This window comes from Streptomyces sp. NPDC046197, assembly GCF_040646295.1.
In the GTDB taxonomy this organism is placed as follows: domain Bacteria; phylum Actinomycetota; class Actinomycetes; order Streptomycetales; family Streptomycetaceae; genus Streptomyces.
This window is the reverse complement of sequence record NZ_JBEYZY010000063.1, coordinates 1-21,933: the sequence shown is the minus strand read 5'-3', so window position 1 is coordinate 21,933 and position 21,933 is coordinate 1. Positions and strand designations below refer to the sequence as shown.

Here is a 21,933-nt window from a genome sequence, read left to right as displayed (position 1 = left end):
CATCCGCGCACCGTGCAGACGTACACGCTGGACTTCAAGATGGTCAAGGACGGAGACATTGACGCCGGGCCTGACGGCTAATGCAACGGCGTTGCACCCCGCGGGACATGACCGCGCGCGCCGCGCCCCTGCCGCGCGTCGACCACGCGCAGTGCCCGCGGCGGCCGACGGCCGCCCGCCGCCTTCCGCCGGAAGCAGGCATGGCCGAGGGCTGCACCCGGCAGTGGCACGCCGGGAGCGACGGGCCTGTTGGAAGGTTCGCCGGACGGACCGGGCCGAGAGCGTGAACGCGCATTTGTCCCGCACTCCAGACCGCTGCACCAACTCTTCTCCCACCCCCAGGGATAAGCGAAATTTGCCCGCTTCTGTCCCTGGCGATCCTGGGCCGCTGCTGCTGAGATCACCTCTATCCGACCGATCTTCACCCTCTCGAGGAGCCTTCGATGACCCAGCGCCCGTCCACATCCCGCCCGCTCTCCGTCATCCGCCCGGACGAGTCCGCCCGGCCGTGTGCCCGCCCGGGGGAGGACCTCGCCGCGCGCCCCTTCGCCTCGTCCGCGGCGCGCCCGTAAGGACGACACCCCGCCAGTCCCTGCGCCCGCCCGGGTCCTCATCCATCCCGGGCGGGCGCCGTCGTGTCAGGGGCCCGCGCGGCTCCCTCCCCGGCCACTGCCGTCCAGCCTCGCCTCCAGCCGCAGGGGTGCACGCCGCCCGCGGACCGCCTGGCGGATCGCCGCAGGCAGCCGCGCGCGCCGCGCTCCCACACCACGGGAGGGGCCGCTCGCGGCGGCCCCGCGCGCGCGGTCGCCCTCCCCGGCATCACCCGGATCAGGCTGCCCTCAGCTTCAACCCGACTGCTGCGACAGCAGGTTGGTGCAGGTCTTCCACCTCCACTCGAACCAACAGCACCTCACGGCGCAAACCGAATGTGAGACAGGGCCGAAGACCGTACAGACCCGCTCCCGGCGCTACCGCCCGATCACATACACCCCGTGCTCTGAGCTGCCCAGTGCAAGGGAGCGGTTCGGCTGCCGCTGGTGGGATCAGGCTGGCCGGCGGGTTTTGTCGTGGATCTGTAACGGCGCCGGGTGGCGCACAACCGGGCGGAAGGGCTGCTCCTCTCAATGATCGGCGAGGGCGCCAACCGGGCGCCCTCGCGACAAGGGGGTGGGTCTGACCCTGCGGGGGAGACTCACGAGAGGGAAGAGTCCATGACCAGGACGAAGAAGACCGGGATGAAGGCGGCCGGCGGCCGGGCGGCTGTGATCGGTGCGCTGGGTCTGGCTTCGGTGGCGCTGGCCGCTGTGCCGGCGTTCGCCAAGGGCGACGTCAGCATCACCGCGCCCCACACGGCGCACGTCGGCAAGACCATCACCGTCGCGGCGTACGGCGACGACGACAGCGCCGGGTACTTGCACCAGCTGTGCCTTGAGGAGCGCACCGGCAAGCAGCCATGGCACCAGGAGAACTGCAGCACCCCCGTCAAGGGCGACGCACGGGTGACCGCACGCGGCTCGGCCGCGCACCGCGGCGACCTGCAGTTCCGCGCAGTGCTGTACGGCCTGACCAGCAAGCACGACCACCACCCCGTGCTGCTGCACGCCTCCACCGTGGTCACGGTCCGCATCCGCTGAGCCACCAACCCGGCCGCGGACAGCTGGCCCAGCCGCTGCCCGCGGCCGGACTGCCCGGTGGAGGCGCGGAAGACTCGGGTGAAGTGGGACGGGCTCACGCCGGCGACCCGGGCGAGTTCGGCGACCTGGTCGACCCGCCAGTTGAGGCGCCGTCGGGCCTGGCTTCGGACAGGAGCGCCACCGGCTCGCAGACCCGGCACGGGACGCCCAGCGCGCTCGCCGGCTGCTCGCCACATTGTCCGCACACGAAGCCTGGGCACTGCGCACAGGCGATTGGTGTCGGCGTCCGGGCTCCCTTTGAAGGCGGTCGGGCGAGTTCCTGGCAGCGCTGGTCCCAGAGTGACTGACAGCCGCCGGTTCAGGACTCCTGGGCTCCGGCGGCACCGGTCTGGCTGACGAGGGCCTCGCGCACGGTGGGCAGCAGCAGTGGGGCGTGATCATGCGCACGGTAGTCGCGGTGGACGAGTGGGACGCGCACTACGCGGTCGGCCGGGGATGCTGCTGCTTCTGATCAGGATCCAGGGCCGCCGTAGTGATGCTTCCTCGTGAACCTCCGCGTCGACGGTGAATCAGGTACGACAATCCTGATGGCTGATCGTCACGAAGCGGGAGGGTGTATGACGCAGACCGGCACAGATGCTCTCATCGACGAGTTGTATCTCCGTGACTACTGGATCGACAAGGCCACACTGACTCGAAGACTGGATGAGATTCTCGCCGACAAGAGCGTCCAGAACGCCCAGGAAGACCTCGTTCGCCTGTACGCAGCGGTCTACCAAACACGCTGGAGTGAGGTCTTGGGGCATCCTCTCTTAGCGCAGGCCGATCATGAGGCAGCGATGCGTCGCATCCCGCCAGGATCCGATGTAGGGGGCCAGAGCGAGCTCCTGGTGGCGGTGGCAACGGCCACCCTCGTCCCTTTCATTCAATCCATCGCCGCAACTGCCGGCAGCCGGGCCTTTGAGGAGGCCCGTACCCGCCTTGCCTCGCTGATGGGGCGGCGGCAGTACCGGCGCCTTCCCTCGATCACCATCCACGAGGACGAGACCGGCCTGAGTTTCGACGTTCCATCAGGCCTGCCCAACAAAGCGCTGGAGGCTCTCGCTGCAGCGGACCTCGAAGCCCTGGCGGCTCCTGATTCGCGAGGGCGGAGTGTTGTGATCTGCTGGGACATATACAGCGGCACATGGGTCCGGCAAGTCCGTGGCCGATAACTCGTTTCCCAGGATGACAGCGGGGCCGGACAGGATCACCCTGCCCGGCCCCGCTGCTGTGCCTGCACGGCTACGCCCAGCGCATCCCAATCGCGGAGAGCTGCTCGATCCGCTCCGGCGACAGCGTGGCGGCCCTGCTCCGCTGGTTCCCGATCCATGCACCAAGCCGGAGCTGTCGCTCCTCCTGGTCCTGGCCGCTGCCCTCCTTCCCGCCGCCGATGGCGATCGTCTCGATGTGCTTCCTCGGCACCCGCAGGTGTCCCTCACGCTCGTAGAACTGCTTGGCGGCCGCGTAGTTCAGCGCCCACTTGTCGGCCTGCGCCGGGACACCGTCGGGGCGCCCTATGGGGGCCTGACCAGAGGGGGAGTGCGAGGTGCGGGGCTCTACCGGCGGCGGGCCGACACAACCCCGCCCCCGCACCCTAAGGACGTTGGCGGGCTGGCCGCGAGCCGTAAAGCTGTGTCCCATTCAACGTGGCCTGCTGGGGGTGGCCTGTCGGGCGGATGCCCGCGCATCGTCCATGGCCTTGGTGAACTCCGCGTCCCGGCCGCGCCGTTGGTAGATCGCCGCGCTGCTCACGCCGATGGCGGCGGCGGCCGCCATGACGGTGGTGCCCGGCTTGCTCAGTTCCCCGAGGAAACGGGCCACGCGCTGGGGAGTCAGCCGGATGACCCTGCTGGCCCCGCACGGGGGTGAGGCGGCGCTCACGAGCACGAGGAGCGCCGGTCTGCGCGCCGTGCCGACACCGGACGGTGCCGCATGACCGGGGAGCCCACGCGCGGTGTTGTAGGTCGGCGATGCGTTTGTCGGCGAAGCGCCGAGGAGGCGGAGCAAGCGGAGCCCGCGCTGATCCGCGCGGGCCCCCGCAAGTAATTCACGAGTAGCGGACCAAGGACCAGCATGCAAGGGTGATGAAAGGGGAATTCCCCCACCTTTCTCCCGGAGTGAAGGAGGTTCGGCGTGGCCACGGTTGCAGAACTCCAGCCCGACCCGAATCGTGCCGTGCGCATCGTCAGCCACCGCGAAAGCAGCAACGGCGTGTACTACGACGGGATTGTGCGTGAGGTCACGTGCGTGAACGCCGACCAGAACCTGTATGCCGTCAAGCTGTACAAGTCGACGTACGACAGTGAGTCCACGCACTACGTCTACGGCACAGACCAGGTGACCGAGCCCACCCGGACGGCGGGACCTGCCAACACCGAGCGGTCGTACGCCGATCGCCAACGGGCATTCGACCGGCAGAACGCCGGGTTGCCCCCGGAGAACCAGTAACCGCTCAGAGGTCTGAGCTGCGCGCCAGCGCCGTCCCCGCCAGCTTGAGGCGGCACGAACTCGCCGACCTCAGCAAGATCAATCTCGGCGGCACTTTCTGTACCGCAACTGTGTTCCGGGCAGCAGTCTGAGTGGAGATGACGCCAAGGCCCCGCCCTCAGGGGGGCCATCGCTGTCTACCAGTGCTTCACGCCGCGCGGCAGACCAGCATCCAGGGGTCAGCGGCGGGTGACGGCGAAGCCGGAGCTGTTGACCGCGCGGGTCCACACGTCCCGGTCGAACCACTTGGTGATGTCCGGCTGCAACTCGGTGATGGTCCGCATCCGGGCTTCCCAGTCGTGGCCGGACGGGCCGCGGCTGCCGTCGCACCCGGCGCAGCCGTCCTCGCCGTGGATGTGGCCGGCCATCCATGCGTTGACCGCGACGTTGAGGATGGCGCTGTACAGGTCGCCGCCGCTCTGGGCGAGGGCGTTCGGGACACTGGCGAGGACCAGCGCGAGCTCGGGGTTGTCGAGCGGCGGCATGGGCGCCTGTCCCACACCGCTGTTGGCGCTGCTCTGCTCAAAGCTGCGCGCGCTGTTGGCGAGGTTGTCGGCGAGCGCGGCCGCGTCGAAATGCCGCCAGGCCGAGCGCACTTGGATACCCAGGCGTTCGGCCGCCGTGCTGACGTTCCTGTCGATGGTGTCCTCGACCATCGCCGGTGCAAGCGTCACGCCCCGCCGGGCCAGTTCCGCCAGGGTCTCGGCAACGGCCTCCTTGAAGGCCTTGGTGTTCCGCACCGCCACAGTCTAGGGGGAGCCTCATCAGTGGTTGGACCGTACGGCCAACCGACCCAGCAGGCAGAGCTGTTGTGGGCTCCAGGGCCGCCCGGCAGACCTGCACGGAAAACCCGAACGGGCGATTGCTACCCGGCCTGCGGATGCCACGCGACGCCCTTCTTCACCGGCCCGATCAGGTACCGGATCCCCTGGTTGTCGTCAGGATTGGTCCACAGACTGTTGCCGAAGACGGCCTCCGCCTTCTTCGTTTCGCCCAGTCTCCACCACGTCAGTCCAAGGCCGTGCTGCGCTCGGTGGAAGGGGCGGTTGTCCAGTTCGCTCCAGGCCAGAACTCCGTAGAAGGCCTCCGGCAAGGAGAGCTCGGCGACGCCGACGGCCGTCTGGTAGTAGCCCAGGGCCTCGGCGCCGTGAAGAGCCCCCTCTGCGCCGCAGACCAAGAAAGGGCAGACCCCTGCACCACCGGTTCAGCGAACCGTGCCCCAGCCGCTCAACGACGTCCGCGCCCTCTACGAACGCCTGGACCGGCTTCAGGCCGCGCTCGCCCCACAGAAGGCTGCATCGAACGGCGGCTGAATCGTTGGCTGGACGGTCGCCCCCAGCACCGTCCGGCGAAACGGTCGCGCAGGGCGGTCAGGGCGACGCTACGAACGCATCCGAACTGGACCGACGCGCTGGTCTCCTGCGCAATTCAGCGAACCCGCGCCTGGAACGCCGGACTCGCACAGCGGGCGCCGAGGAGGCGGAGCAAGCGGAGCCCGCGCTGATCCGCGCGGGCCCCCGTTTTACGGTCCATCTTTCGTACGCATCGCGTACGGAAGACGGTGTCCAGCGCCGGGCTACGCGTTCTGGGACGCTCAGCGAGCGACGCCGTTTGTCTGCGTTGCTGCCCAGTCGAGTCCGAGGTCGGCGAGCTGCTGGAGTTTGCCGGAGGTGAGGGTGGCGCGGCGGGTCTTGGTGTTGCTCAGGAATACCCCGAGCTTGACCTCCGTGCCGTCCTCCAGCCGTTCTACGTGGGCCCTGGGGACGGTCACGGAGCCTGTGCGGCAGGGCCGCTACGCCCCGCTCGAAAGCCCCCACGGGCGCCGTGGACGGCTGCTCGGCGGCCTGCGGCTCCGGAGGGAGGACGCCGACGGCTTGAAGGCGCTCGCGCTGCCCGTCTGCCAGGGCCGCCCAGACCTTCGGTGTCCGCTGCCGGGCGAGCCATTTGCCGATGTCCATGCCGTGGACGGTGAGCCCCGGCAGGATGTGTGCCGGGCCCTGTTCGTCGCGTTGGAGTTCGCGCAGTGCGGCGTAGTGCCGCTGCCAGTCGGCCGGCCATGGGGGGTTCCAGTCCTCGTCGACGGCTTTCAGCGCGGCTTCCCACTCGGGGCGCCCGTCCAGGGCACCGGGCCGCCGGAGGTTGGACAGCCACTGGCCCACCCGCCGGTCCAGGACGGTGGCGTCGCGGGGCGCGCACAGGGTCCAGTGCTCCTCGTAGTACACCCGGGCGGCCGCGAGGTTCTCCTGGAAGCGTTCGTCCGCGATGTTCCAGACCATGCCGAGCTTCTCCAGCTGCGCGATGCGGTCGGCGTCCATGTCGCCACGGGCGTAGACGCGCCTGGCGTCGGCGATCCACTGCCCAAGCGGGAAACCGGCGAGCGTGGCCGGCCACCCCTCGCCGTTCTCCACCTCCTGCTCCTGGTCGTCGCTGCCCGCGGTGGGGACGCGGTAGGTGAAGGGCACGCGCAGGCGCCGTGCAGCCGGTTGTAGAGGACCGCGGCCTCGATGCCGCGCCGCCAGTGGGCATGTTCGGGGTCAAGGACGCGCAAGTTGATGAACGCGGCCAGCTGCGCCGGGTCGCGGGGCGTGCTGAACTTCAGCAGTTCCCGGGCCGGCACCGAGAGTCGGTCGCTTCGGTCGCTGTCTGCTCCCTCCTCCTCCGCCCCGCTGCGGCTCTGTACGCCCCTGACACGGCTTGGCGCCTGGGGCTGCGCCAGAGCCTCCACGACCCTGGCGTCGTGCGCCCTGAGCGCTTCCAGCAGCTTGGCCAGGCCACCGAAGGCCCGCGAGGTCAGCATGCTGTCGACCGTCTCATCGGGCCCGAGCAGGACGGGCACCACGAGCGAGGCGACCTTGCCCTCTCCCGGCTGCATCCGCAACGCCCGCCCGACGGCCTGGACGAGGTCGGGCATGGAGCCGCGAACGTCCGCGAAGTACACGGAATCACAGTGGGATGTATCGATGCCTTCGCCGAGCACGCGAACGGAGCCGAGGAACGTCTTCTCCATGACTGTGCCGTCAGCAGCGATCCCCTTGGAGAACTCATCCAGGACCCGACGCCGGTGGGGATGGCCACCAGGTCCACACCCGCCGAGCCCCCCTTGAGGAGCCACCAGCACTGTCTGCTGGCGGCTTTCGACTGCAACCGGGTCGAGGGAGTGCGGCTGTTGGCGAGGCCCTCCAGTGTGGTCACCTCGATGAACGGGTTCTCGCTCCCCTTGACCGCCTCATCAAGCGTCATGCGGAGAGGGACCTCGATAGGCAACATGCTGCTCCTTCGTGTGTGTTTCTACGTTCACCTCCCGGTCCCGGTCCCGGTCGTCGGGCGGACCGGCAAAGAATCCGGACAGGAGACGTGTGATGTCCGTCATAGGCACTCCATCCGTGATGCGGCGGCCCGGTTCGCGGTCGTGGATCCCCCATGAGCTCCCCATATCGAGGGTCCATGGAAGCGGTGAACGGGGCGTCTCATGTCAGATGGTCAGAAGACGGTTGAACCGGTCGTCGTCCCGGCCGCGTCGGCCCGGCCCGGCCATGGGACTGGTGAGCTCGCATGTTCAGGTGTCGCGTATTCGCAGCCGAGCTCAGATGGGGCTCACGCTGAGTGATCTGCGCGAGCGCGGCGGGACCCTGCTGCCTGCTGGTCGGCGATTGGCAAGATGGGCGACGACAAGTGCTCAGGTTCTCTAGAGGAGCGACTATGGCGTTCGAGGCCGAAGCCGAACTCGGAGTCGCCGACTGGGACGAGTGGTCCTATGCGTCGGCTGTCGGCGTCGGACCGCTTCGGTTCGGTATGACCGTCGACGAAGTGATCGAGGCGGCTGAGATACTCGGCCAGACGAAGGTCAGCGATTGTGCACGGGACCACGCGATCTTCTCGCCGACTTGGAAGGTCGAAGTCCACCGTCGCGAGGCCGCTCCTTCTCCGCCTGCCGTCACGGCCTATCTGAGCCAGGCTGTGGGGCTGTTTTGCATCGCTGCCGACGCCGTGCAGGGTCCCCAGGTCGCGTACGACGGTCTCCCGCTGGTCGGGAGGGACATGGCGGAGCTGGAGAGCGACGCAATCGCCTATGCCGAGGCGATGGACGTGCAGTTTCGCATCATGCCCGAGGGTTACGCAGCACCGGATGATCCCGGGATCGTCATGCGCGCGCAACGGGTCGGGGAGGTCCTCCGATCGCGTCCGCTGTTCATGGTGCCGCGCGATGGCGCGAATACCGAATGGGACTCGTTGCCCTCCGAGGAGTACCACTTCAACAGCTGCCCTCCGAGGAGTACCACGCCAACGAACAGCCCCTGGTCCGACATGGCGTGACCCATGACGAAGGGAAGAGGAGAGACGCTCAGGTAACGCTGCCCGCCGTTCGAGGACGGGTTCGGGCGCCGGCTAGTGCACGAAGTCGAGTTCCTTGATCACCTTCGTCGCTGCGGTTCGTGCAGACGGGCGCTAATGACGGCCTGTAGCAATCACTGGCTGTGGTCACCCGGGGCGTACCGACTCCAGGTTCCGCCAGCTTCGGTGACCAGGCGGGTGGCGGTCTTGTCGTGGTAGCCGAGTGCTTTCGCGATGACGGGGGCCGGTGCCTGGAGGACGAGCTGACGGATTGCGGAGGCCCTGCCGCGCTGTGGAGGGACGCCGATCTCACGCAGGTGGACTTGGAGGCTGACCGGGTTCATGGGCTGTCCGGGCTGGCGGCCGGGGAAGAGCCACTGTGAGCTCCTGCTGCTGGCGTAGGGCAGGTGTTGCCGGGACTGGATGTAGGCCCGCATCAGGTCGGCGACGGGCTGCGGCAGCGGTGACGGGGGGTCTCCCAGCCGGACGGTGAGGGTGGTCTCGTCGTCGGTGACGTCGTCGATGGTGAGGCAAACGATACGGCTGACGGGTTGCGCGTAGAGGAGAACGAGCGCGGCGGCGACCCGGGCCCGCAGGGGCAGCGAGTCGTCGTTGAGGACCCGGCGGAGGATCGCGAGCCGGCGGTGCTGGTGCAGCGGTTCCGAGTCCTGGGTGATGACCGTCGGCGGCAGTGTGAGGCGGGGCATCCGGCCGGTCTTCATGCACCACCGCAGGAAGGACTGGGACGGGCGGCGGGTTGCCAGACCCTCGGTGTGCCAGGCGTCGATGTCGGTCTGCTGGCACTGCCCGATCGCACTTCCTCGGTCGGCGAGCCACGTGATGAAGGCGCCGGCCTGGGTGACTTCCTGCTTGGTGTGGTTGGTCTGGGAGCGTCCCAGCGGCCCCTTCTCCGCCTTCGTCCGCAGGCGCCGCATCTGGTGCCAGGTGGCGAAATGGCGGAGATGTTGGCGGTGTTCGGGGTCCTCAATGGTGGCGAGTCGCTCGGTCAGCCAGCGCTGGTATAGCAGGAGCTGCCGGTCGACCCGCGGGAGGACACCGCTGTCCATCAGCAGGTCACGCAGGTGCGTGACGGTCCGCCAGGGGGCCTCTTGGTGCAGCCCGTCATGGGAGAGCGGGATACTGCCCGTGGCCAGGCCCTGGAGGAGCCGGACGACGTTGGGGTTGCGCAACCAGATTAGTCGGCTCTTGGGCCGATCCATTTCCAGCAGGACCTTGACCAGCGGCAGGAACGCCGGGGCGACGCGGCCGGTGCCGTCGTCGAGGAGGCGGGCGAGGTTGTCGGCGAGGGTGCAGTGTTCGCAGAGGCGTCCGCCAAGCAGCAGCCCCTCGAAGCCGCAGCGATCGCAGAAGAAGTCGCGGGCGATGCCCGCGCAGTCACGGCAGATGGGTGCGCCGTCGGTGTCCCGGCCGGGCAGCAGCCGGTCGGTGTCGCAGCAGGGGCAGCGGCCACGGACTCGCATCGCGCGGTCGTAGCAGGTTCGGCAGATCGGACCCTCCGACCACTCGGCGGACTTCGAGGCGCGGCGGCCGCAGCGTGCGCAGTCGCGGATCATCCACCGCTCGTACTCCTCGGGTGTCAACGCTCACCCCTCGGGCGTCAGCCGCACCCGTGTGGGTCGGCGAGCGGCCAGGTTGATCGGCGCCTCTTCGCCGGCGGCGCGGCGGGCCGGGAGGTTCTGGGCCGAGGTGGCGATCAGGTCGGTGGGCGTGCAGTCGAGGATGTCGCAGAGGGTGGCCAGCACAGGCAGGGACAGCCGTTCCGGGGTGCCGGAGACCAGACGGTGGACCTGGGAGGAGGACAGTGTGATGCCGCGCTCGGTCAGGTGCGGCATCAGTTCGGCGACGGTGAACATGCCGCGGGCGGCCATAAGCTCGCGCAGGCGCCACCGGTAGGTGATCTGGCGTGGCATCAGGAGGTCCTTCCCGGCCGCAGCGCGGCCTCGATGGTGGCGTCCAGGACGCGACGCAGGGAACGGGTGCGGAAGTCGGAGGAGACGCAGGTGTAGATCGCGGTGGTGGAGGCGTGGTCGTGGCCGACCTGATGCTGGACGAACAGCGGGTCGTGGCCGTCCTCGATCAGGTGGGTGATGTAGGACCTGCGTAGCGAGTGGAACTCCAGCGCGGAGTCCAGGCCGATGGCGTCCCGGTAGGCGGCGAAGCGGGAGTCCAGCCGTTGGAGCCCGATCCGCGGGCCTCGCTCGGATGGCCACAGGGCCCGGCTGGTCGAGTGCCGCATCCCGGGACGCACCTCGCTGATCCATTCCTCGATCGTGTGGGGCGTCCAGTGCCAGACGGTCAGCACGCTGCGGCGCTTGGGCGGCGACCCCTTTTTGGCCTTGCCGTAGCGGACCAACAGGGTGCCGTACTCGCCGAACTCCCGGCCCTCCGGATTGCGTCCGAAATCGGTGAGATCCAGCATCCGGGTCTCGTTGCGTCGCAGGCCATAGGCGTACGCGACCTTGAACAAGGCGGCATCCCGGAAGGCCGGCAGCCAGCCCTTGCGGCCCTTGCCGCGAACGCGTAAGACCTCCTCGTCGGCATGATCGAAGAACGCCTCCAGCTCAGGCTTGGTGAAGGCTCGGCGTTCAGGCTCGCCCTCGGCTTCGTCGGCGTGCGTCGCGGCGTTCCAGTCATAGACCACCTGGACTGGGTGAGTACCGAAGTGCCGCAGGCACTCGTCGCTCCAGCCATAGGCTGGGTTGGTCAGGAAGTCGCAGAACTGCCGTACTGAGCCCTGGTAGTTGCGCAGGGTGGAGCGGACACAGCCGTGCACGGCCCGCAGATCGGCTGACCATTCATCGACGTGCTGAGGCGTCCACTGCCACGGCATCGCATCGGCGTGCCGGGTGAACGCCCGGACCGTACGTTCCTGGTCATTGACGTACCCCAGTGAAAGATTCCGGGCGAGCTGCTGGTTACGCCAGCCCTTGACCATCGCCTCGAAGACTTGCTCGTCCGGTCGCAGCAACGGCAGACCGTCGATTAGGTGCAGCCGAGCAGACCCTGGAACGAGACCGTCCCCACCCATCCGCCATCACTCTCCGTCTATCGCATCTGACGCGAGAATTTCGCATCAGATGCGACTTGGAGGCGTCATCGCAGTTCAATCGCTCGATGGAGTGAGATCCGCGGGTGTCCCCCGAGGTGGCCGCTACCGTGGTTCTGACGCCAGCGTCCCTGGTGGGACCGCTTCCAGACGGTCTCAGGCCAACCTCCAGGATGAGTGTCTCCTATTCGCATCCGATGCAATTGGCGTCAGTAGGACCAGCGGAACAGCCAGTATCGGTGAGAACGATCTTGGTCAACTGAGGGTCGGTCATGTGCGCTGTGCGGCTGCGGTCTCCTGCTCGTCGTGCTCGCGCAGCATGCGCATGACGGTGGCCGGGGCGGGGTGCTGGCCGCGCTTCTTGCCTGTGCGGATGACGAGGCGGGAGGCGATCTCACGCAGCGAGAGACGTTCGTCGTCACGCAGGCGCAGGGCGGTGGCGAGCATGTCCTCGTCGGAGACTTTGACGCCGCCGATCGCCTTGCCGTTCTTGCGGGCGGTTTCCTGGCCTTCGAGGGTCTTGTCGCGGATGTAGTCGCGCTCGGACTCCGCCATGGCGGCGAAGAAGGCGAACAGGGCGGCGCCATGTCCGGCCGGGTCGTGCTTCCCTGCCAGGGGGCCGGTGAGGAACTCAAGCTCGATCTCCGCGTCCCGCAGTTCCTCGGCGACCTTCAGCAGCTCCAGGGCGCCGCGGCCCAGTCGCTTCATCTCGTGCACCACGAGGGTGACCTTCGTGCCGAGCGAGCGGTACTCGCGGGCTGCCGCCAGGGCAGCCTTCATCTCGGGGCGCTCCCTGACCCGGGTGCTGATCTGCTCCTGGAACAGCCGGTGCACGCCGGAGGCTTCGAGGGCGTCGTGCCTCGCCCCGCATGCAGCCGCAACCGTCTCCCGGCTCAAGTGCGCCGAGGGGTTCGCCGTTCTTCCCGGAGGCGCCGGTCTCGCTACGTGTGTTCGGAGATCAGTACGGCACGGGTTCCGGGCTCCAGCGCCTGAAAGGTATGCGGTACGTCGCCCGGGTAGGCGATGTAGTCGCCCGCGTACAACTCCACGGGGTCGTTGGCGACGCCGACCATCGCCCGGCCGGTGTTGAGTACAACATGCTCCACCACCCCTGGCATGTGAGGGTCGGAGGCGCGCTGCGGCCCCGGCTCGGCTGCGATGAAGTAGAGGTCGCGCCGGGCCCCTGGGGGGCACGAGCTCAGCAGGATCGCCCGATAGTCGGCCTGTGAAGAGATCACCGCAGGCCCCTCCCCGGCCCGGATCACCTGGACCTTCGGCTCAGGCCGGGCGACCAGCTGGGCGAAGGGCACCTTCAATGCAACGCACAGTGCCCAGAGCGTCTCCAGGCTCGGGTTCCCGGCGCCGGATTCCAACTGGGAGAGCGTGGACTTGGCGATGCCGGCCCGCCGGGCGACCTCGGTGAGTGACAGGCCACTGTGTGCGCGCTCTCTACGCAGCGAGGCGGCGATGACCGCCATCGGCGGGTGGTCTTCCGGATCGGCGCCGGGGGACGTGTTGTCTGCTGCCATGCTCGTTCGCTCCACTGGACAGTCGTTCGCCTTGACGAACACAAGGGTCTTGTTCATTATAAACAACATGCGTTCGATATGGAGAACCATCGATCGGGGCCTCTGGCGCGATATCGCTCTGGTCTGCCTGGCGGTCGGGGTGGTTGGCCTGTCGTACGGTGCGACAGCGGCCTCTTCGGGTTTTCCGCTCTGGTTCCCGGTGCTCATGGGAGCGCTGGTGCTCGCGGCGTCCTCCGAATTCCTCTTCATAGGGATCATCGCTGGTGGGGGCAGCCCGATCGCGGCGCTGCTGGCCGGCCTGCTGGTCAACGCGCGCCATCTGCCTTTCGGTCTGGCTGTCCCCGACGTGCTTGGGCGAGGCTGGCGCAGGGCGCTCGGCATTCACCTGATGAACGACGAAACCGTGGTCTTCGCCATGGCCCAGCAGGGCGTGGGCCGCCAGAAAGCCACGTATTGGGCCTGCGGACTGGGCATCTTGGTGTGCTGGCCCACCGGTGCCCTGCTGGGGGCGGCAGTGGGTTCGGTCATGCGGGACACGGATGCCTTCGGGTTGGACGCGATGTTCCCGGCCGTGATCTTGGCGCTGATCCTCCCAGCGCTGCGGGATGCCGGAGTCCGCCGTCCCGCCCTGCTCGGCGCCGCACTTGCGCTGCTGAGCGTCCCGTTCCTGCCTGCCGGGATCCCGGTGCTGGCCGCCCTGGCCGGGCTCGCGGTCTACAGGTGCTCGACGGACGCAACCACGGGTGCGACTGCGAAGAAGGAGGCATCCTGATGCCGACCGCGACTCAGCTGCTCGCCGCAATGCTGGGACTCACAGCGGGGACTTTCCTACTTCGGCTTTCCGGGCCGCTGCTGAGGGCCAGGATCAACTTTCCGCGGCGCGCGGAGAAACTGCTGGAGGCGTCGGCCACCGTGCTCCTGACGGCAATGGTGGCCGTTACCGCACTGACCGAAGGGGCCGGTGCCGCCGGGGTTGCCCGCCCGGCCGGGGTGCTGCTCGGCGGACTACTGGCCTGGCGCAAGGCTCCCTTCCTGGTGGTCGTTCTCAGCGCCGCCGCCACGGCTGCCGTGCTCCGGCTGATTGGCATTGAGTGAGGTGCGGCTGGTCAGGGCACGGCGTGCGTCGCTCTCCCTACCGGGCCGATTGATCTGACGTGCGGAGACATCACGGTGTCAGGGACTGGCCGGGAGCCGCTGAAGGGGCGGCAAAAGGTGTTGCGGGGCAGGCACGGCGGCTCCATGATCCCCGGATGGACGACACGCCGAGCCGATTCCCGGCTTCTCTACCGGCCCTGCGTGCTGCGGCGCGCGAAGCGGGCTTCACCATGTCCTGCGAGGAGCGCACCGGCAGCTTGCTGGCCGTCCTTGCGGCTGCCCGTCCCGGTAGCCGCATCCTCGAACTCGGCACGGGTGTGGGCGAGGGCACCGCCTGGCTTCTCAGCGGGATGGACAGCGCTTCTCATCTGGTCACGATCGAACTCGATGAGGCCGTGCAGAAAGTCGCCCGCGAGCAGCTGAGGTCCGATCCACGGGTGACCTTTGTGGCCGGAGACGGCGGCGAATGGCTACAGAACTATGACGGGGAACCGTTCGACTTGGTGTTCGCGGACACCTGGCCCGGCAAGTTCACGCACCTGGAACAGGCCTTGCAACTCGTGGCCCTTGGCGGAACGTACCTGATCGACGACCTCGACCCGCAGCCTGGTTGGCCAGAAGACCACGGCTCCTCGGTCAAGCGCCTCCTGACCGACCTGGAAGAACGAGAGGACTTTCGCTCCGTCCGCATGGCCTGGGCGAGCGGGCTCCTTATGGCGGTGCGGTCAGCCCGGCCTTGAGAGCGTTCAAGAGCGCGAAGACCGTCAGGTGATCAGGCTGCCTTCGCCCTGTTCACCACCGTGCTTCTGGCCCACCACCTCACCGTCGGTGGGTCTTTACCTCCAGCACCGCGCCGAACTACTTGTCTGCGACGATGAGGCGCGCTCGTCGCCGGTGCCGCCACTCCCCGGTCGGTGCGTGGTGCAGGAACTCCTGGCGCATCCGCTCCATGAACTCCGGACCATGGTGTACCGCTCCCGCGGACGACACCGAGTCCGTGGACTGCCCCCTGCGTTTTCCCGGCCAGTACGCCGACGCCGAATCCGGCCTGCACCAGAAGGTACAGCGCTACTACGACCCGGAGACCGCGGCATACCTCTCCCCGGATCCACTCGGTCTGGAAGCCGGCCCGCACCCCTACTGGTACGGCCCTCACCCGCTCACCTGGACGGACCCACACGGTCTCGCGCTCTGCCGCACTACTCCCAGGCTGGAGACCGGGAATGACCAGGAGGGCTGGATCCACATCGACAAACGGCATATCTCGGGAACCGCCCAAAAAGGCCACGGCGATCTCATGCCTCCGTCCACCACTCGTGATCAGGTGGAGAAGGCCATCAAGATAATGGTCGAGCGAGGCCAGCGAACGTCGCCTCCTGGGCGTCAGCTCCAGACCTTCGAAAAGAGGATGACCGTGAACGGGTTGTCCGCCCGCTACCGGCTCATCGTCGACTCGCACGACGGAAACCGCGTCATCACCTTCTTCCCGGTAGAAAAGAGCTACACCCCGTGATCACTTTCCAGTTCACCGTGCGGCCCGACCAAGGCGCCCCCCACGGGTTCGACATGGGCGACATGGTCGTCACCGGGGATCTCGGCACGGCAGACTCGTCCGGCCACGTCCCCGACCAGGGCATGATGATCTACCTCTCGGTCATCCAGTTGCTGGACAGCCTGCGCGGCTTTCTACAGGGCGACGCCCGCGTGCTCAGCTACATCGGTGCCGACACCTCGTTCAAACTTGTGGTGCGGCGAAACAAGGACGGTCTGTCGGTCGCTGGCAAGAACGGCGTCATCGCCCGGACAACCTCTCCGGAGCTGACCTCCGCCGTGCTGCACGCGGCGGAGGCCCTTGGCCGCAGCCTTCCTCCGGAAGACACGGTCAGATTCGACTGGGAAAACGCCGTCGCCGATTTCCGTCCCCTCGTACCAGGTGAGGAAGGCTGAAGGTGCTGCGCGTGGCGTTGCCACGCCCACCCCAGCCGCCCCTCGCTGGGCGAACCCCTGCTGAAGCCGCTCGAACGTCAGCCGGTTCGCACGCGTCGGCCTCATCGATGAGGACCATCTGCGTGCTGGCCACCTGGCCCGACCGGCGGAAGGTCAGGGGGCTCTCGCCGGCCGCCGCCGCAACCTGATACAAGGGACGAGCTGGGCGACGGCGCGAGGACCTGGTAGCGAGGACGGATACAGCCCCGGGCTGGCGGCCAGACTGTCCGCCCTCGATGTCACCAACCTGCAGGGACCCGCCCTCTCGGGCGATCACTCGCCATAGACTGCGCTCTATCGCGAGGGCCCGGCGGAGGGATGAGGGTGGCGTCTGTGGCAGATCCGACTGGAGACAACCCAGAGCCGTCAGGGCTGTTCTTCGAGTCGGTTCTCCAGGCTGGAACCGGCCTTGGCGGCAGTGCACCAGCGGTCGTAAGCATGGCCCGAGTCCATCCCGCGGTGCAGCGTCTTAGCAGGGCCGATCTCGAAGCGACGCCGGGATGGGAAGAGGCAGCAACGGTTGTCAATGCGAGACTACGCGAGCAGCCGGTCGTGCTCGTACCCGACATGAGCGACCTCCTCTCTCATGGCAGCCCGCCGACACCCGCAGACCCACTCGGGGCGATGATGGGGCAGATAGTGCCGCCATCGAACACGACGCTGTTCGGCATTCTGCTCCCTGCCTCTTTGATTACATCTCGACGGCATCAGGGCTTCCGGGCGGTCGTGGCACGCCAGTGGCAGCCGGCCGTCGTCCTGTATTCCACCGGAGCCTTTCCCGAAAATGCATCCCTCTGAGCAGCTTGCCCTGCTCTATCTGCGTGCACGCGCTGCCGAACCGCAGGTGGTGCATGTGTTCCGTGTCCCGCGGACAGGCGATGGAACCATCGGGCCTTGACCCCGAATCCTGGACACGGGTTATGCGGCTGGTGCCAGCGTAGTTGATGTTGTTTCGGACGCTGTCTCGTAGGCGATCGGGCTGCGGTGTCCGAGGCGGGAGTGACGGCGTCGGGTGTTGTAGCGGTTGAGCCAGCGGAACGCGTCGAGGCGGGCTTCGCGTTCACTGGACCAGTGCTTGCGGCCCTGAAGTGTCTCGCGTTTGAACGTTGCGTTGAAGGGCTCGGCGAGCGCGTTGTCCGCCGAGCTGCCGATCGCGCTCATGGACTGGCGGACGCCGGCTTGGCGGCAGGCGTCGGCGAAGGCCCGGCTGGTGTACTGGGCTCCGTGGTCGGTGTGCATGACCGCTCCGGCGAGGCTGCCGGGGGTCCGTTCGGCGGCGGCCAGGGCGTCGGTGACGAGACCGGTGCGCATGTGGTCCGCGATGGCCCAGCCGGCCAGGCGGCGTGAGGCGAGGTCGATGACGGTGGCCAGGTAGAGGAACTTCCCGCCGTCCAGCGGGAGATAGGTAATGTCGCCGACGTACTTCGTGTTCGGTTCGCTTGCCGTGAAGTCGCGGCCGACGAGGTCCGGGGCCTTCGCCGCGGCAGGGTCCGCAACAGTGGTGCGGTGCCTGCGGCGCAAGCGCACGCCCGCCAGACCGGCGCCCCGCATCACACGCGCGATCCGCTTGTGGTTGACGCGCTCACCCGCCTCGCGGAGCTCGGCTGTGATCCTCGGAACGCCATAGGTGCCGTCCGACTCGCGGTGCACGGCCCGTATCCGGGTGGCGAGGCGAGCGTCGGCCGCCTGCCGGGCGGCCCGGTCCGCGGCCGTCCGACGCCAGTAGTAGAAGCTGGAGCGGGCGATGTTGAGGATGGTGCACAGCCGCTTCACGCCGTAGCGGCGGTGGTGGTCGGCAACGAACTGGAAGCGGTTCACCAGCGCGTCTCCCCGGCGAAATACTTCGCCGCCTTGCGCAGGATCTCGCGTTCCTCCTCCAGCTCGCGGACCTTCTTGCGCAGGGCCGCGTTCTCCGCCTCCAACGGCGTCGGTGGCTCGGTCGGCACCTCCGCCCGGCGTCCCCGAGGCCGGCTCGCGCCGGCTGCCCGGACCCAGTTCCGCAAGGTCTCGGGATTGATTCCCAGATCGGCGGCGACCTGCCGGATCGTCGCCTCGGGCCGCGACTGGGGCGATCTTGCAGTCGTACTCGGTGAGCGTCCTGCAGATCGGCTCGACACCGCCGAAGCGGTCCCGGTGCTCGTCGATGAACGCTACGAGCGCGTGTGTGGCCGGTCGAGCTCGGCCGCGAAGAAACTTGCCGCGGCCTTCAGGATCTCATTCGCCCGCTTCAGCTCGGCGTTCTCCTTCTTCAACACCTTGAGCTGGGCGGACTCCTCCGTCGTCGTCCCCGGACGTTGCCCCGCGTCGATCTCATGCTGCTTCACCCAGCTCCGCAGCGTCTCACGGGAACCGATGCCGAGCTTGTCCGTGACCGCCTGCAGGGCCGCTGTTTCGTTCGGGTAGTCGTCGCGCACTTCGGCGACCATGCGCACCGCACGACGGCGGAGCTCAAGCGGGTAACGTGCCCCTATCTCTTTGGTCAAGGTGGTGAGTGCTGGGCGGGAGGCCGTCTGGCACTCTGCCTGCCATGAGCGATGAAGCGCGTGTGCAGGCATCAGGTGATGAGGGCATGCGTCCGTGCGTCTTTTGTAATCACCCTGTCGTGATCGACTGCCTCGATGAATGGGACTGTCCTGTCTGCGGCGAGGCCGCTGAGGATCAGCCGGCTGAGGCTGGCCGGGGTTCGTAGAAGGTTCCGTCGCGGAGCATCGCGAAGAGGACGTCGGCCCGGCGTCTGGCGAGGCAGAGCAGGGCTTGGGTGTGGTGCTTGCCCTGGGCGATCTTCTTGTCGTAGTAGGTCCGCGATGCCGGGTCGCCCAGGGCCGCGAACGCGGAGAGGGAGAAGGCCCGTTTGAGCTGCTTGTTTCCCCGTCTGGAGGGTTGTTCGCCGCGGATCGAGGATCCGGAACTGCGGGTCGCGGGGGCGAGTCCTGCGTAGGCGGCGAGGTGGCCGGCGGTAGGGAAGGTGCTGCCGTCGCCGACCTCGATCAGGATGCGGGCTCCGGTCCTGACGCCGATTCCAGGCATCGACCTCAGGACCTTCGAAAGAGGGTGGGCCTCCAGCAGTTCCTCGATCCGCCCGGCCAGCAACTTGCGCTGATCAAGGACAGCGGCCAGGGAGCCGGCCAGGCTCGGGACGATCAGCGCGGCCGCCTCGGTCCCCGGAACGGTGACCGTCTGCTCGTCCAGAGCGGCGAAGATGTCCTCGACCAGCCGCTCGGCCATCCGCGGTGCCTTCGGCCGTAACAGGGTGACCAGCCGTCGCCGTCCGGCCTTGCGGATCTGGGCCGGTGACCCGAACCGCTCCAGCAGGGCCAGGACGGCCGGGTGCTGCAACCGCGGCCCCAGCACCCGCTCCAGCGACGGATGGATCTGCGTGAGCAGGCCGTGCAGGCGGTTCGCGACCCTGGTTGCCTCGCCGGCCAGGTCGTCGTCGAACCCAACGATCATCTCCAGCTCGGCGATGGTCTCGTCCTCGCCGTCGATCGCCCGCAGTGTGTGGGGCATCGCGCGGGCCGCGTCCGCGATGATGAACGCGTCCCTCGCGTCCGTCTTCGCCTCGCCCGGGTAGAGGTCGGCGATCCGCCGCATCGTCAGTCCGGGTAGGTAGGCGATTTCGCAGCCCATGTCGCGGGCCACAGCCAGGGGCAGGGCGCCGATCGAGGCCGGCTGGTCGACCACGACCAGCACCGTTCCGTGCTTGGCCTTCAGCTTGGCGAACAGCTCGCGGAGCTTGGGCTCCGTGTTGGGCAGACGCTTGTCGAAGGCCTTCTTGCCGGCCGGTGTGACGGCGGTGGCGTGGTGTTCGCCCTTGCCGACGTCCAGGCCGAGGAAGACGTCGATGTCACGCGTGTCGATCACGTGCGAGCCCCTCCGCTCACGCTTTCGTCCGGCCTTACCTCGGCACCGATCTGCCACACCCACGTTACGGGAGCTCTTCCGGCTCGGGTAAGCCGGTGCTCAAGCCCCTCATCAGCGGTCCGTCGATGCCTCCGGGCCCGGTGACACCACCCCCCGGATCATCAACAACAAGGGGGGGAAGTCATGCCGGACCCGAAGGCCGGAGGCCCCATTGCGGAGCCACGAAGACGGTAACGGGGGGGAGGAAGAGGATCACCGCGGTCACAGGATGGCACTGGATTCGGCCAGGCAACAGGGTTGTGACTGGAATCGGCCGCGTGGCGGGGTCAGCCATGGCATCCGACCCCAGGGGCCATGCCGTCTCGAGTCGCCCCGCCATCCGGGAGGGCCGCCCCTGGTGGTCCACCGGCTGCGCCGACGGCGTGCTCGAAAACGTGATCCCCATCGTGTCTACCGGCGGTAGAATCGGCTCTATGAGCAAGCCGACGAGCATCAAAACCAGCGAGGAAGTGCGCGACCGGCTGCGTATCCTCGCGCAGGAGCGCGGCACCACCATCACAGAGTTGCTGGAGGATCTCGCTACCCGGGAGCTCACGGCGGCCGAGCGGGAGCAGCGCGCCCGGGAGGCTGCCCGTGAGCTCGGCATCGAGTACACCGAGCAGGTCCAGCAGGCCGGCCAGGACGCCTGGACGAAGATCCGCGCCCATCAGGGCGGCGCCGCCGCATGAACCTGACGGCCGTCCTAGACCACACCGCTCTGGCCGCCCTGTTCCGTGCGGATCCCTTCTTCACCGGCCTCTATATCGAGGCCTCGCGTGGCACTGGCCGGGTCATCATCCCGTCGCTGTCCATGCTGGCCGCCGAACGACAGGTCGCCGGTGCCGGCCAGCACGCGGCGTCCCTGCGGTTCGCGGAGAACGTGCCGTTCACCGCGGCGCACGCGGTAGATGCGATGGACTGGAGAAACGTCGACTGGCCGGTGGCGCACGCGGCAGCGATCGCTCGGCAGGCGGTGAAGGCGGGGGAACCACTCACTGTCCTGTCGCTGGAACCCGAGCTGTACGCGGGGACCGGCATCACTCCACTGAACCCGACCTGAGCTTCGGCCTGGCGGGTCTGCGGCGCCGGCCGCAGCTCTGTGCCCGCTGGTCAGAGGATTACGGACGGGGTGTCACGGCAGGGGTACTGAGTGCGGGCTGCCTGCCGCCCTACCGGTTCACGTCTGGTCGATGTCCAGGTGGTTGCGGCGGGCGGTGACCAGGGCGCGCCACCGCTGACGGGTGGCTGGTTTGCCGTCGAGCCACCGGGCGCCGGATACCTGCGTCAGGGGCAGGTCGGCCATGTAGTCGGCGATGTCGACGTAGTAGGGCGTAGTCGCCGTTCTGGGTCTGTTCACGCAGCCGGGAAAGGGTGGCGGCAAGAGCGTCGTGGTCCTCGAGTACGGCCTGATGGAACGCCGCAGCGAGTTCGAGGGGGGATCATGGAGGTGAGGCCGGCGATGTCGAGTTCGGCGCGCACGGTGTGAATGCGGTCGTCGAGCTAGTGCCGCATCAGGCAACGTTCGCCCTGTTCACGACTTCGCGTAGGCGTTTGTCTGCGGCGTGCTTGTTCCGCCAGATGATGTAGCGGCGGATCATGCTGCCCTGTTCCTTGTGGCTGGCATGGTCCGTGCCGTCGAGAGCGAAGTAGCGCAGGGCTGTGAACTGGGCTTCGATGCGGTTGTGCCAGGAGCTGTTGGTCGGCGTGTAGGCGAACTCGACGTTGTTGGCCGCGGCCCAGTCGCCGACCCGGGTGTCCTTCTTTGTGGTCAGACATCTCATCGTGTTTGGTGTCAACCGGAAGCGGGTTGGAGCTGGGCGTGGTGGGCCCAGGCGATGGCTTCGTCGTAGAGGGTTCGGGT

25 protein-coding genes and 5 pseudogenes are annotated in these 21,933 nt (G+C 68.0%); 13 read left to right on the top strand and 17 right to left on the bottom strand.

The genetic code is table 11. From position 1 onward, the window contains the following. The first annotated feature begins 443 nt into the window (after positions 1–443). From AB0A61_RS39540 to AB0A61_RS39530, 3 genes are all read left to right on the top strand, one after another. Positions 444–572 (top strand): hypothetical protein, encoded by a 129-nt coding sequence (locus AB0A61_RS39540; RefSeq protein WP_361304038.1) that lies wholly within the window; start codon positions 444–446, stop codon positions 570–572. 639 nt (positions 573–1,211) lie between these two features. Further along, on the top strand, positions 1,212–1,634 hold the full coding sequence (locus AB0A61_RS39535) for a hypothetical protein (protein WP_361304035.1): 423 nt from the start codon (positions 1,212–1,214) through the stop codon (positions 1,632–1,634). A 617-nt stretch (positions 1,635–2,251) separates the two neighbouring features. Next, positions 2,252–2,848, top strand: a complete 597-nt coding sequence (locus AB0A61_RS39530; RefSeq protein WP_361304032.1) for a hypothetical protein — start codon at positions 2,252–2,254, stop codon at positions 2,846–2,848. A gap of 70 nt (positions 2,849–2,918) precedes the next feature. On the opposite strand, the pseudogene AB0A61_RS39525 reads toward AB0A61_RS39530, so the two are convergent. Beyond that, positions 2,919–3,167 (bottom strand): annotated as a pseudogene (locus AB0A61_RS39525) (helicase associated domain-containing protein); the annotation flags it as partial. Positions 3,168–3,317: 150 nt separating this feature from the next. After that, entirely contained in the window at positions 3,318–3,497 is a 180-nt protein-coding gene (locus AB0A61_RS39520) for a hypothetical protein (RefSeq protein ID WP_361304029.1), read from the bottom strand. A gap of 312 nt (positions 3,498–3,809) precedes the next feature. On the opposite strand from AB0A61_RS39520, the gene AB0A61_RS39515 reads away from it, so the two are divergent. Then, the gene (locus AB0A61_RS39515; protein WP_361304026.1) at positions 3,810–4,124 is read left to right on the top strand and encodes a hypothetical protein; all 315 of its coding nucleotides are present in this window, start codon (positions 3,810–3,812) and stop codon (positions 4,122–4,124) included. A 218-nt stretch (positions 4,125–4,342) separates the two neighbouring features. On the opposite strand, the gene AB0A61_RS39510 is transcribed toward AB0A61_RS39515, so the two are convergent. The 5 genes and pseudogenes from AB0A61_RS39510 to AB0A61_RS39490 form a co-directional block, all read right to left on the bottom strand. Beyond that, on the bottom strand, positions 4,343–4,903 hold the full coding sequence (locus AB0A61_RS39510) for a hypothetical protein (RefSeq protein WP_361304023.1): 561 nt from the start codon (positions 4,901–4,903) through the stop codon (positions 4,343–4,345). A 125-nt stretch (positions 4,904–5,028) separates the two neighbouring features. Further along, entirely contained in the window at positions 5,029–5,340 is a 312-nt protein-coding gene (locus AB0A61_RS39505) for a hypothetical protein (RefSeq protein ID WP_361304020.1), read from the bottom strand. Positions 5,341–5,757: 417 nt separating this feature from the next. Beyond that, positions 5,758–5,934 (bottom strand): helicase, encoded by a 177-nt coding sequence (locus AB0A61_RS39500; RefSeq protein WP_361304044.1) that lies wholly within the window; start codon positions 5,932–5,934, stop codon positions 5,758–5,760. Positions 5,935–6,085: 151 nt separating this feature from the next. Continuing rightward, positions 6,086–6,571: pseudogene (locus tag AB0A61_RS39495) on the bottom strand (helicase associated domain-containing protein); the annotation flags it as partial. 521 nt (positions 6,572–7,092) lie between these two features. After that, positions 7,093–7,170, bottom strand: a pseudogene (locus AB0A61_RS39490) (hypothetical protein); the annotation flags it as partial. A 692-nt stretch (positions 7,171–7,862) separates the two neighbouring features. On the opposite strand from AB0A61_RS39490, the gene AB0A61_RS39485 reads away from it, so the two are divergent. Continuing rightward, positions 7,863–8,477 carry a hypothetical protein gene (locus tag AB0A61_RS39485; RefSeq protein WP_361304017.1) on the top strand — a complete coding sequence of 205 codons (615 nt, stop codon included), beginning with the start codon at positions 7,863–7,865 and terminating at the stop codon, positions 8,475–8,477. A gap of 152 nt (positions 8,478–8,629) precedes the next feature. Here the strand turns inward: AB0A61_RS39485 and AB0A61_RS39480 are convergent, their stop codons facing one another. From AB0A61_RS39480 to AB0A61_RS39460, 5 genes are all read right to left on the bottom strand, one after another. Beyond that, entirely contained in the window at positions 8,630–10,096 is a 1,467-nt protein-coding gene (locus AB0A61_RS39480) for a hypothetical protein (protein WP_361304014.1), read from the bottom strand. A gap of 3 nt (positions 10,097–10,099) precedes the next feature. After that, positions 10,100–10,426, bottom strand: a complete 327-nt coding sequence (locus tag AB0A61_RS39475) for a helix-turn-helix transcriptional regulator (protein ID WP_361304011.1) — start codon at positions 10,424–10,426, stop codon at positions 10,100–10,102. Beyond that, positions 10,426–11,484, bottom strand: a complete 1,059-nt coding sequence (locus AB0A61_RS39470; protein WP_361304008.1) for a site-specific integrase — start codon at positions 11,482–11,484, stop codon at positions 10,426–10,428. Before AB0A61_RS39470 ends, AB0A61_RS39475 begins: the two co-directional genes overlap by 1 nt. 348 nt (positions 11,485–11,832) lie before the next feature. Then, on the bottom strand, positions 11,833–12,459 hold the full coding sequence (locus AB0A61_RS39465; protein ID WP_361304005.1) for a recombinase family protein: 627 nt from the start codon (positions 12,457–12,459) through the stop codon (positions 11,833–11,835). Positions 12,460–12,503: 44 nt separating this feature from the next. Then, positions 12,504–13,091 (bottom strand): XRE family transcriptional regulator, encoded by a 588-nt coding sequence (locus AB0A61_RS39460; RefSeq protein WP_361304002.1) that lies wholly within the window; start codon positions 13,089–13,091, stop codon positions 12,504–12,506. 67 nt (positions 13,092–13,158) lie between these two features. On the opposite strand from AB0A61_RS39460, the gene AB0A61_RS39455 reads away from it, so the two are divergent. The 6 genes from AB0A61_RS39455 (at position 13,159) to AB0A61_RS39430 (ending at position 16,970) form a co-directional block, all read left to right on the top strand. After that, positions 13,159–13,863: an AzlC family ABC transporter permease gene (locus AB0A61_RS39455; protein WP_361303999.1), complete on the top strand. Its 705-nt coding sequence runs from the start codon at positions 13,159–13,161 to the stop codon at positions 13,861–13,863. After that, positions 13,863–14,186, top strand: coding sequence for an AzlD domain-containing protein (locus tag AB0A61_RS39450; RefSeq protein WP_361303996.1), 324 nt, complete (start codon positions 13,863–13,865; stop codon positions 14,184–14,186). The genes AB0A61_RS39455 and AB0A61_RS39450 overlap by 1 nt, the downstream gene beginning before the upstream one ends. A 155-nt stretch (positions 14,187–14,341) precedes the next feature. Continuing rightward, positions 14,342–14,926 (top strand): class I SAM-dependent methyltransferase, encoded by a 585-nt coding sequence (locus AB0A61_RS39445; protein WP_361303993.1) that lies wholly within the window; start codon positions 14,342–14,344, stop codon positions 14,924–14,926. A 257-nt stretch (positions 14,927–15,183) separates the two neighbouring features. Then, the gene (locus tag AB0A61_RS39440) at positions 15,184–15,699 is read left to right on the top strand and encodes an RHS repeat-associated core domain-containing protein (RefSeq protein WP_361303990.1); all 516 of its coding nucleotides are present in this window, start codon (positions 15,184–15,186) and stop codon (positions 15,697–15,699) included. Next, complete coding sequence (locus tag AB0A61_RS39435; protein WP_361303987.1) at positions 15,696–16,133, top strand: hypothetical protein; 438 nt, start codon at positions 15,696–15,698, stop codon at positions 16,131–16,133. The genes AB0A61_RS39440 and AB0A61_RS39435 overlap by 4 nt, the downstream gene beginning before the upstream one ends. Positions 16,134–16,505: 372 nt before the next feature. Continuing rightward, a complete protein-coding gene (locus tag AB0A61_RS39430; RefSeq protein WP_361303984.1) occupies positions 16,506–16,970 on the top strand; it encodes a hypothetical protein in 465 nt (154 codons plus the stop codon). A 120-nt stretch (positions 16,971–17,090) separates the two neighbouring features. Here AB0A61_RS39430 and AB0A61_RS39425 read toward each other — a convergent pair. The 3 genes and pseudogenes from AB0A61_RS39425 to AB0A61_RS39415 all read right to left on the bottom strand — a co-directional run bounded on the left by AB0A61_RS39425 (position 17,091) and on the right by AB0A61_RS39415 (position 20,030). Beyond that, a protein-coding gene (locus AB0A61_RS39425; RefSeq protein ID WP_361303981.1) for an IS3 family transposase occupies positions 17,091–18,289 on the bottom strand; the annotation gives its coding sequence in 2 pieces (ribosomal slippage) (positions 17,091–18,001 and positions 18,001–18,289; 1,200 coding nt in all). After that, positions 18,237–18,598, bottom strand: a pseudogene (locus AB0A61_RS39420) (IS3 family transposase); the annotation flags it as partial. The gene AB0A61_RS39425 and the pseudogene AB0A61_RS39420, both read right to left, overlap by 53 nt. A 232-nt stretch (positions 18,599–18,830) precedes the next feature. Beyond that, positions 18,831–20,030, bottom strand: a complete 1,200-nt coding sequence (locus tag AB0A61_RS39415) for an IS110 family transposase (RefSeq protein WP_361304041.1) — start codon at positions 20,028–20,030, stop codon at positions 18,831–18,833. Positions 20,031–20,506: 476 nt separating this feature from the next. Between AB0A61_RS39415 and AB0A61_RS39410 the strand changes: the two genes are divergently transcribed. Beyond that, positions 20,507–20,761, top strand: a complete 255-nt coding sequence (locus AB0A61_RS39410) for a hypothetical protein (protein ID WP_361303978.1) — start codon at positions 20,507–20,509, stop codon at positions 20,759–20,761. After that, on the top strand, positions 20,758–21,132 hold the full coding sequence (locus AB0A61_RS39405; protein WP_361303975.1) for a PIN domain-containing protein: 375 nt from the start codon (positions 20,758–20,760) through the stop codon (positions 21,130–21,132). Before AB0A61_RS39410 ends, AB0A61_RS39405 begins: the two co-directional genes overlap by 4 nt. Positions 21,133–21,249: 117 nt before the next feature. On the opposite strand, the gene AB0A61_RS39400 is transcribed toward AB0A61_RS39405, so the two are convergent. After that, the gene (locus AB0A61_RS39400; protein WP_361303972.1) at positions 21,250–21,429 is read right to left on the bottom strand and encodes a hypothetical protein; all 180 of its coding nucleotides are present in this window, start codon (positions 21,427–21,429) and stop codon (positions 21,250–21,252) included. 154 nt (positions 21,430–21,583) lie between these two features. Continuing rightward, positions 21,584–21,844 (bottom strand): annotated as a pseudogene (locus AB0A61_RS39395) (IS630 family transposase); the annotation flags it as partial. Positions 21,845–21,933 lie beyond the last annotated feature (89 nt).

Bases quoted from the DNA above. Each gene is read 5' to 3' on its own strand.
- AB0A61_RS39540 (WP_361304038.1), top strand. From the start codon at position 444: ATGACCCAGCGCCCGTCCACATCCCGCCCGCTCTCCGTCATCCGCCCG.
- AB0A61_RS39535 (WP_361304035.1), top strand. From the start codon at position 1,212: ATGACCAGGACGAAGAAGACCGGGATGAAGGCGGCCGGCGGCCGGGCG.
- AB0A61_RS39530 (WP_361304032.1), top strand. From the start codon at position 2,252: ATGACGCAGACCGGCACAGATGCTCTCATCGACGAGTTGTATCTCCGT.
- AB0A61_RS39485 (WP_361304017.1), top strand. From the start codon at position 7,863: ATGGCGTTCGAGGCCGAAGCCGAACTCGGAGTCGCCGACTGGGACGAG.
- AB0A61_RS39475 (WP_361304011.1), bottom strand. From the start codon at position 10,426: ATGCCACGCCAGATCACCTACCGGTGGCGCCTGCGCGAGCTTATGGCC.
- AB0A61_RS39460 (WP_361304002.1), bottom strand. From the start codon at position 13,091: ATGGCAGCAGACAACACGTCCCCCGGCGCCGATCCGGAAGACCACCCG.
- AB0A61_RS39455 (WP_361303999.1), top strand. From the start codon at position 13,159: ATGCGTTCGATATGGAGAACCATCGATCGGGGCCTCTGGCGCGATATC.
- AB0A61_RS39450 (WP_361303996.1), top strand. From the start codon at position 13,863: ATGCCGACCGCGACTCAGCTGCTCGCCGCAATGCTGGGACTCACAGCG.
- AB0A61_RS39445 (WP_361303993.1), top strand. From the start codon at position 14,342: ATGGACGACACGCCGAGCCGATTCCCGGCTTCTCTACCGGCCCTGCGT.
- AB0A61_RS39410 (WP_361303978.1), top strand. From the start codon at position 20,507: ATGAGCAAGCCGACGAGCATCAAAACCAGCGAGGAAGTGCGCGACCGG.
- AB0A61_RS39405 (WP_361303975.1), top strand. From the start codon at position 20,758: ATGAACCTGACGGCCGTCCTAGACCACACCGCTCTGGCCGCCCTGTTC.